Genomic DNA, 8,152 nt, shown 5'->3' on the forward strand with positions numbered 1-8,152 from the left:
GTGGAACTCCCGCGGAAGCGGGCAGCCTAGGATCAGCCCTGCGAACGGTCCAGGAAGCGCTGCATCACCTGTTGGGAAGCACCATCGCTGAACGCCTCCCGGTGCAGGCGGCGGGCGGCGGCGAAGGTATCGTCGAAGCCGGGTTGCGTTACTTCCCGGAATCGCTGCTTGTTCAGGCGGAAGGCGAGCTTCGGCTTGGCGGCCAGTTCACCCGCGATGCGCAGCGCGGTGGCGCGCACCGCATCCGCCGGCACCAGATGATGCAGCAGGCCGAGGCGGTGGCATTCCTCCGCCTCCATCATGCGGCCGGTCAGCACCAGTTCGGTGGCACGCGACAGGCCGAGCATCTCGCGGATGATCCAGAAGCCGGTGGCGCTGACGATGCCGGAATTGATCTCCGGCTGGCCCATCTTCGACCCGGCATGTCCCACGCGGATGTCGCACAGCAGCGCGACCTGGAAGGCGGAGCCGGCGGCCAGGCCATTCAGCGCGCAGACCATCGGCTTGTCGAAGGCACGAATGGCGCCGTAGAGCGCGCGCCATTCCTCGATCCAGCCCTCGGCGCGGTCGCCATCGAAATTCTTGCCCTCGTTCAGATCCTGGCCGGCGCAGAAGGCGCGTTCGCCCGCACCGGTGAGAACCACGGCCTGCACATCATCCTCCGCCGCCGCATCGGCCAGCAGGGACAGCAGCCGCGCACGCATCGGCGCGTCCCAGGCATTCAGGCGCTTCGGGCGGTTCAGGGTGATGATGCGGAGGCCGGATTCGGTGCTGGCCAGCACATGGTCTTCGGCGGTCTCGGACATGTTGCTCCTGCCTGATGGCGGCGTTACCCAGGCGGATAGCCGCAATCAGGATGCGATCAAAGTGGCCGAGGGTTTTCTCGAATTGCTGCGGGCGGCGGTGGCGGCGGAGCCGGAGCGGGTCTTTGCCCGCACGGCGGAGGCAGAGCTGACGCTGGCGGCGCTGGATGCGGAGAGCGATGCGCTGGCCGCCGGGCTGCGCGCGCGCGGCGTGGCGCGGGGCGACCGCGTGGCGGCGGTACTGCCGAATACGCTGGAATCGCTCACGCTGATCTTCGCCATGGCCAAGGCCGGCATCGCCTGGGTGCCGCTGAACCCGCAGCTCAGCGAGACCGGCTTGCAGCACATCCTGTCCCTGACCCAGCCCAGACTGGTGCTGCGGGAGGGTGAGGAAGCGGGGCTGCGCGCGCCCGGTGGGTTCCACGAGGCGCCCCCCACGGCGGCGGATGATTTCGCCATCTGCACCACCTCCGGCACCACCGGCCCGCCGAAGGGCGTGCGCGTGTCCCACCGCATGCTGCGCCTGGCCGGCGAAGGCGTCGCGCTGGTGGCGAATGCGCGCGATGGCGACGTGATGTTCATGTGGGAACCGCTGCACCATATCGGCGGCGTGCAGATGGTGGTGCTGCCGCTGCTGAGGCGCGCCGTTCTGCACCTGGTGCCGCGCTTCAGCGCCAGCCGCTTCTGGGCGGATGTCATCGCGGCGCGGGCCACGCATCTGCACTATCTGGGCGGCATATTGCAGATCCTGCTGAAGCAGGACCCGAGCCCGGCGGAGCGCGCGCATGCCCTCCGCATCGCCTGGGGCGGCGGCTGCCCGGCGGAGCTGTGGCCGCAGGTGCAGGCGCGCTTCGGCGTGGCACTGCGCGAATGCTACGGCATGACGGAGGCGTCCTCCTTCTCCAGCTTCAACGCGGATGGCACGCCGGGCTCCGTCGGCCGCGCCATGCCGTGGTTCGAGGTTTCGGTGGTGGATGCGGCAGGCCAGCCCCTGCCGCCAGGCGTGCGGGGCGAGATCGTGGTCCGCGCCCGGGAAAGGCTGGCGCTGACCCAGGGCTACCTCGACAATCCGGAGGCGACGGCCAGGGCGCTGCGCGACGGGGCGTTGCATACCGGCGATTCCGGCAGCCTCGATGCCGCGGGAAACCTGTTCTTCCACGGCCGCATGACCGACAGCGTGCGGGTGCGAGGGGAGAATGTGGCTGCGTGGGAGGTGGAGAGCATCGCCGCCCAGCACCCGGACGTGGCCGATTGCGCCATGATCGGCGTCGCCGCCGAGATCGGGGAACAGGAGATCAAGCTGTTCCTGCAACCCCGCGCGGGCGCCACGCTGGACCTCGCCGCCTTCGACGCCTGGCTCGCCCCGCGCCTCGCGCGGTATCAACGCCCCCGCTACCTGGCGCTGGTGCAGGAATTCCCGCGCACGCCGAGCCAGCGGATTCAGAAATTTGCGCTGCCCGCTGGCCTGGGGGATGGCCTCGACACACGCGCCTGACCGCTGGGCGAGAAACTTAACAACAGATAGCCGTTCTCATGCATTATCCCGCTATCGCGCGATCGTGATGGGAGAGGGCGGAGCAACCCGAGCCTGGCGCAGCACGTTCCTGCCATCATGCCGCAGTGCCGCATGCGCGCTGCCATCCGCAGGAATGCAATCGATGACCGAGCGTGAACTGGACCAGAAGATGGCGGAATTGGACCGCCTGCTGAATGACCCGGAAACCCGCATGGACCCCCACAAGGTCTGGGCGCTTCTGGCGGAGATCAGCCGGCAGACCGTCTCCTCGGCCATCGCCCCGGCCCGGTCCGGCGGCATGGGTTCGGCAACGCGCGCGGCGTAGTGGCGGCAGGGTTCGCTCAGGCCTTCCGCGCCGCGATCAGGAATTCGCGGTTGCCCTCCGGCCCGAGCAGCGGGCTGGCCTCGACGCCCAGCACCCGCCAGCCGGGCAATGCGCCCCACCAGTGGCGGATGCCGGCGCAGACACTGTCATGCACCCGCGCATCCCGCACCACGCCGCCCTTGGCGACATTCGGCCCCACCTCGAATTGCGGCTTGATCAGTGCCACCGCCCAGGCGCCCGGCGCGGCCAGTGACAGCGCGGCGGGCAGCACGGTGCGCAGGCCGATGAAGCTGGCATCGCAGACCACGGCGCCCGGCGCTTCGGGAATGTTGGTCGTGTCGATGTAGCGGGCATTGGTCCGCTCCATCACCACCACGCGCGGGTCATTCCGCAGCTTCCACGCCAGCTGGCCGTGCCCGACATCCACGGCATAGACCTTCGCGGCGCCCTGATGCAGCAGCACATCGGTGAAGCCGCCGGTGGAGGCGCCGACATCCAGCGCGATGATCCCGGCGCAATCCAGCCGGAAATGCGCGATCGCATGCGCCAGCTTCACCCCGCCACGGGACACCCAGGGATGGTCCTGGCCGCGCACTTCCAGCGGCTGGCCTTCCTTGATCACGTCGCCGGCCTTGCTGACCCGCGCCTCGCCGGAGAACACCTTGCCGGCCAGGATCAGCGCCTGCGCCCGCGTGCGGCTTTCCGCCAGGCCCCGATCCACCAGGGCCTGGTCCGCGCGCTGCTTCGGGGTCGCGCCCATCAGGCGGCGAAGCGTTTGAGGGCGGCACGATCCACGGTGATGCCGAGCCCCGGCCCCTGCGGCACCTGCACCACACCGCCGGCGAAGCCGATCGGCTCGGCCAGCAGCGCATCGCGCACCGGATGCGGCGACCGGTCCAGCTCCAGCAGCGGCGGGCGGGGGAACAGGCCGGGGGGATTATCCGGGATCACCGCCAGCAAATGCAGGGATGCCGCGAGCGCCACGCCGGTGCCCCAGACATGCGGGTTGATCCGCACGCCGAAGGCATTCGCCATGTCGGCGATCTTCTTCAGTTCGGAAATGCCGCCACAGGCAGCCACATCCGGCTGCAGGATATCCGCCACGCGGCGGGTGATCATGTCCCGGAAGCCCCAGCGGGTGAAGCTCGCCTCGCCGCCCGCGACCGGGATTGGCTGGCCGCGCTTGACCTCCAGATAGCCGTCGAGGTCCTCCGGCTGCACTGGTTCCTCAAACCAGCCGATGTCGCAATCGGCGACGGCGCGGCCGAAGGCGATGGCAGCCGGCACGTCATAGGCGTGGTTGCAATCGACGAGCAGGCCGATATTCGGGCCGATGGCGTGGCGGAAATCGCGGGTCAGCGCGATATCCTCCGCCAGGCCCCAGCCGGTCTTCAGCTTCAGGATGGAGAAACCTTCCTCCAGCCGCGCCTCCGCCTCCTCCGTCAGATAGCCCAGATGGTCCTGGCGTTCGCGGCGGTAGAAGCCGGTGGCATAGGCCTGCACCTCGCACCGCAGCGGGCCGCCCAGCAGCCTGTGCACCGGCAGGCCGAGCGCCTGGCCGGCAATGTCCCACAACGCGATGTCGAGCGCGCTGATCGCCTCGATCACCAGGCCGCGCTGGCCGTGGTCGCGCAGCCGGTTGTACATCGTCTGCCACAGCGCCTCCCGCGCCATGGCGTCCTGGCCGACCAGCAGGGGGGCGAGCCAGGTGCAGATCGGCGCGGTCAGCTCCGGCGGGCCGAAAGCCTCGCCCCAGCCCACGATGCCGTCCTCCGTCACCACCTCCACCAGCATGGCGCCGCGGCGGCGGTACCAGGCCTGGGAATAGGCGAAGGGTTCCGCGAGATCCGCCATCAGCACATGCGGCGTGACGGAGCGGATGCGCGTGGCGCGCATCAGGCGCGCGCCGGCTCGGCCTTGGCGTGCTCCATGCCCAGCGCGGCCTGCGCGGCCGCCACGATATGGCGCGCATTCAGCCCGGCGTGGTCGTACTGCACCTTCGGCGCGGCGTGGTCGATGAAGATATCCGGCAGCACCATCGGCCGGAACTTCGTCTGCCCATCCAGCAGCCCCTTCCACAGCAGGTGGTGGGCGACCAGGCTGCCGAAGCCGCCGACGGAGCCTTCCTCGATGGTGATCAGCACCTCATGGTGCCGGGCCAATTGCTCCACCAGGGCGGTGTCCAGCGGTTTGGCGAAGCGGGCATCGGCCACGGTGCAGGACAGGCCCTGCGCCGCCAGCTCATCCGCCGCCTTCATGCATTCCGCCAAGCGCGCGCCATAGGACAGGATGGCGACCGAATTACCCTCCCGCAGCACGCGCCCGCGGCCGAGTTCCAGCGGGGTGCCGCGCGCCGGCAGCGCCAGGCCCGTGCCCTCGCCGCGCGGATAGCGGAAGCCGCTCGGCCGGTCGTCGATCTGCGCGGCGGTGGCCACCATGTGCATCAGCTCCACCTCGTCCGCCGCGGCCATCAGCACCATGTTCGGCAGGCAGCCGAGATAGGCGATGTCGAAGCTGCCGGCATGGGTGGCGCCATCCGCCCCCACCAGACCGGCGCGGTCCATGGCGAAGCGCACCGGCAGCGATTGCAGCGCCACGTCATGCACCACCTGGTCATAGGCGCGCTGCAGGAAGGTGGAATAGATCGCCACGAAGGGCTTCAGCCCCTCCGTCGCCATGCCGGCGGCGAAGGTGACGGCGTGCTGTTCGGCGATGCCCACGTCGAAGCAGCGCTTCGGGTATTTTTTCGCGAATGCATCCAGCCCGGTGCCGGCGGGCATGGCCGCGTTGATCGAGACGACGCGCTCATCGGCATCGGCCTCCGCGATCAGGGCATTGGAGAAAACCTTGGTGTAGCTGGGCGGGCCGGGCGGGGCCTTGGCCTGTTCGCCGGTGATGACGTTGAACTTCTGGACGCCGTGATACTTGTCCGCGCTTTCCTCGGCCGGGGCGTAGCCCTTGCCCTTCTGCGTCACGACATGCAGCAGGATCGGCTGGTCTTCCTCCGCATCGCGCAGGTTCCGCAGCACCGGCAGCAGATGGTCCAGGTCGTGCCCGTCGATCGGGCCGACGTAGTAGAAGCCCATCTCCTCGAACAGCGTGCCGCCGGTCAGCAGGCCGCGGGCGAATTCCTCGGCCCGGCGCGCGGTGCGCTCGATCGGGCGGGGGAAGCGCTTGGCCAGGCGGCCCATCAGGTCGCGCACGGACAGGAACGGGCGGGACGAGATCAGCCTGGACAGATAGGCCGACATGGCGCCCACCGGGGGCGCGATCGACATGTCGTTGTCGTTCAGGATGACGATCAGCCGCGCCTTGGCCGCGCCGGCATTGTTCATCGCCTCATAGGCCATGCCGGCGGACATCGAGCCATCGCCGATCACCGCGATCACATGCCGGTCATCGCCCTTCAGCTCGCGGGCCATCGCCATGCCGAGGCCGGCGGAGATCGAGGTGGAGGAATGCGCCGCGCCGAACGGATCGTATTCGGATTCCGACCGCCGGGTGAAGCCGGACAGCCCGCCTTCCACCCGCAGCGTGCGGATGCGGTCGCGGCGGCCGGTCAGGATCTTGTGCGGATAGGCCTGGTGGCCGACATCCCAGATCAGCCGGTCGCGCGGCGTTTCGAACACGGCATGCACCGCGACGGTCAGTTCCACCACGCCGAGCGACGCGCCCAGATGCCCGCCGGTCTGGCTGACGGCGTCGATCGTCTCGGCGCGCAACTCCTCCGCCAACTGCTTGAGCTGCTCCCCCGAATAGTTGCGGAGATCGGCCGGAGTGCGGACGCGATCGAGCAGGGGAGTCACGGGGGGCGCCATGGTTGTCAGCTCTTCCTCTCGATGGTGTAGGCAGCCAGGTCCCGCAACAGGTCGGCACGCTCACCGAAGCTGTCCAGGTGGTCTCGGGCCTGGGCCACCAACCGTTCCGCCTGCATCCGGGCCCGATCGAGCCCCAGCAGGCCGAGCAACGTCGCCTTGCCGGCTTCCGCATCCTTGCCGGTGCGCTTGCCGGTTTCCGCCGCGCTGGCGGTCGCGTCCAGTAGATCATCCGCGATCTGGAACGCCGCGCCGATATCGCGCCCGAAGGCGGCGAGAGCATGGCGCTGGGCGGAGGGTGCCTTGCCAAGGATGGCGCCGGCTTCCGCGGCGAATTCGATCAGCCTGCCGGTCTTCAGCAATTGCAGCCTTCCGACCTGCACCTCATCCAGCGGTTCGGCCGCGGCTTCGGCCAGCATGTCCAGCATCTGCCCGCCGCACATGCCGCGCGCGCCGGCCGCCTTGGCCAGACAGCGCACCAGCTCGATCCGCACGGCGGTATCGGCGTGCGTCTCCTCATCCGCCAGCGTGCCGAAGGCCATCGCCTGCAGGGCATCGCCGGCGATGATGGCGGTGGCCTCGTCGAAGGCCTTGTGGACCGTGGGCTTGCCGCGACGCAGGTCGTCATCATCCATCGCGGGCAGGTCGTCATGCACCAGCGAATAGGCGTGCAGCATCTCGATGGCCGCCGCGACGCGCAGCGCCGCCTGGCGGGAGACGCCGAATTGCCGCGCCCCTTCCAGCACCAGAAAGCCGCGCAGCCGCTTGCCGCCGCCGATCACGGCATAGCGCATCGCCTCCAGCAGCGGCGCTTCCGGCCCTTCGGCGGGGGGCAGGATATGGTCGAGGGCGGTGTCGATCTCGGCGGCGGCCTGGGCCAGCGCGGCCTGCAGCGAGGACATCGGGGCGCTGTCCAGCATCAGGCCATGTCACGCAGGCTGGTGGCGGTGCCGGGGGGCGATTCGACGATGGCCTGCACCTTCGCCTCCGCCTCCGCCAACTTCGCCTCGCAATGGCGGCGCAATTGGGCGCCGCGTTCATAGGCTGCCACCGCTTCCTCCAGCTTGCCCTTGCCCGATTCCAGGTCTTTCACAATCCCCTCCAGCTCCGCCAGCGCCTCCTCGAAGGAAAGGGAGGCAACGGGCCTTGCCGTGTCAGGCTGAGTTGACATCAGACTTGTCTTCCATGGGAAGGAAAAATTTCGCAGCCGGGCGTAGCCGGGCGGGAGCTGACTGTAAAACCCGCCATCAGGCGCGCATCAAGGCCCGCACATGGGCCGCGGTGGACAGGGCCAGCGCCTCCAGGTCGTAGCCGCCTTCCAGCAGGCTCACCAGCCGCCCGGCACAATGCCGGTCCGCCAGGGCACAGAGTTCCTGCGTCAGCCAGGTGAAATCCGCCTCCCGCACCCGAAGCTGCGCCAGCGGGTCGCTGGCATGGGCGTCAAATCCGGCGGACACGACGATGAGGTCGGGGGTAAAACTGTCAAGCGCGGGCAACAGTGCATCCCGCCAGGCGGCGCGGAAGGCGGCGCCATCGGCGCCGGGCGGCAGGGTGGCGTTGAAGATGTTGCCGACGCCGGTCTCACGCGCATCGCCGGTGCCGGGATAGCAGGGCGACTGGTGGCTGCTGGCATAGAACAGGGTGGCCTCGGCCTCGAAGCAGGCCTGCGTGCCGTTGCCGTGATGCACGTCGA

8 protein-coding genes and 1 pseudogene are annotated in these 8,152 nt (G+C 69.3%); 2 read left to right on the top strand and 7 right to left on the bottom strand.

What is annotated here, in order from left to right; all coding sequences use genetic code 11:
* Nucleotides 1–32: 32 nt before the first annotated feature.
* Nucleotides 33–806 (bottom strand): enoyl-CoA hydratase/isomerase family protein, encoded by a 774-nt coding sequence (locus tag Q8S40_RS06985; protein WP_305669807.1) that lies wholly within the window; start codon nucleotides 804–806, stop codon nucleotides 33–35.
* Between Q8S40_RS06985 and Q8S40_RS06990 the strand changes: the two genes are divergently transcribed.
* Together Q8S40_RS06990 and Q8S40_RS06995 are read left to right on the top strand one after the other, a co-directional pair.
* On the top strand, nucleotides 805–2,298 hold the full coding sequence (locus Q8S40_RS06990) for a class I adenylate-forming enzyme family protein (protein ID WP_305669808.1): 1,494 nt from the start codon (nucleotides 805–807) through the stop codon (nucleotides 2,296–2,298). The genes Q8S40_RS06985 and Q8S40_RS06990 overlap by 2 nt on opposite strands.
* A 163-nt stretch (nucleotides 2,299–2,461) precedes the next feature.
* Nucleotides 2,462–2,644, top strand: coding sequence for a hypothetical protein (locus Q8S40_RS06995; protein WP_304808227.1), 183 nt, complete (start codon nucleotides 2,462–2,464; stop codon nucleotides 2,642–2,644).
* 16 nt (nucleotides 2,645–2,660) lie between these two features.
* On the opposite strand, the gene Q8S40_RS07000 is transcribed toward Q8S40_RS06995, so the two are convergent.
* From Q8S40_RS07000 to Q8S40_RS07025, 6 genes and pseudogenes are all read right to left on the bottom strand, one after another.
* Nucleotides 2,661–3,404, bottom strand: coding sequence for a TlyA family RNA methyltransferase (locus Q8S40_RS07000; RefSeq protein ID WP_305669809.1), 744 nt, complete (start codon nucleotides 3,402–3,404; stop codon nucleotides 2,661–2,663).
* Nucleotides 3,404–4,540, bottom strand: coding sequence for a mandelate racemase/muconate lactonizing enzyme family protein (locus tag Q8S40_RS07005; protein ID WP_305669810.1), 1,137 nt, complete (start codon nucleotides 4,538–4,540; stop codon nucleotides 3,404–3,406). Before Q8S40_RS07005 ends, Q8S40_RS07000 begins: the two co-directional genes overlap by 1 nt.
* On the bottom strand, nucleotides 4,540–6,462 hold the full coding sequence (dxs, locus tag Q8S40_RS07010; protein ID WP_305669811.1) for a 1-deoxy-D-xylulose-5-phosphate synthase: 1,923 nt from the start codon (nucleotides 6,460–6,462) through the stop codon (nucleotides 4,540–4,542). Before dxs ends, Q8S40_RS07005 begins: the two co-directional genes overlap by 1 nt.
* A gap of 5 nt (nucleotides 6,463–6,467) precedes the next feature.
* Nucleotides 6,468–7,361, bottom strand: coding sequence for a polyprenyl synthetase family protein (locus Q8S40_RS07015; protein ID WP_304808243.1), 894 nt, complete (start codon nucleotides 7,359–7,361; stop codon nucleotides 6,468–6,470).
* A 17-nt stretch (nucleotides 7,362–7,378) separates the two neighbouring features.
* Nucleotides 7,379–7,630 carry an exodeoxyribonuclease VII small subunit gene (locus Q8S40_RS07020; protein ID WP_304808233.1) on the bottom strand — a complete coding sequence of 84 codons (252 nt, stop codon included), beginning with the start codon at nucleotides 7,628–7,630 and terminating at the stop codon, nucleotides 7,379–7,381.
* Nucleotides 7,631–7,706: 76 nt separating this feature from the next.
* Nucleotides 7,707–8,152 (bottom strand): annotated as a pseudogene (locus Q8S40_RS07025) (histone deacetylase family protein); the annotation flags it as partial.

It is taken from the genome of Falsiroseomonas sp., assembly GCF_030695085.1.
Lineage (GTDB): Bacteria > Pseudomonadota > Alphaproteobacteria > Acetobacterales > Acetobacteraceae > Falsiroseomonas.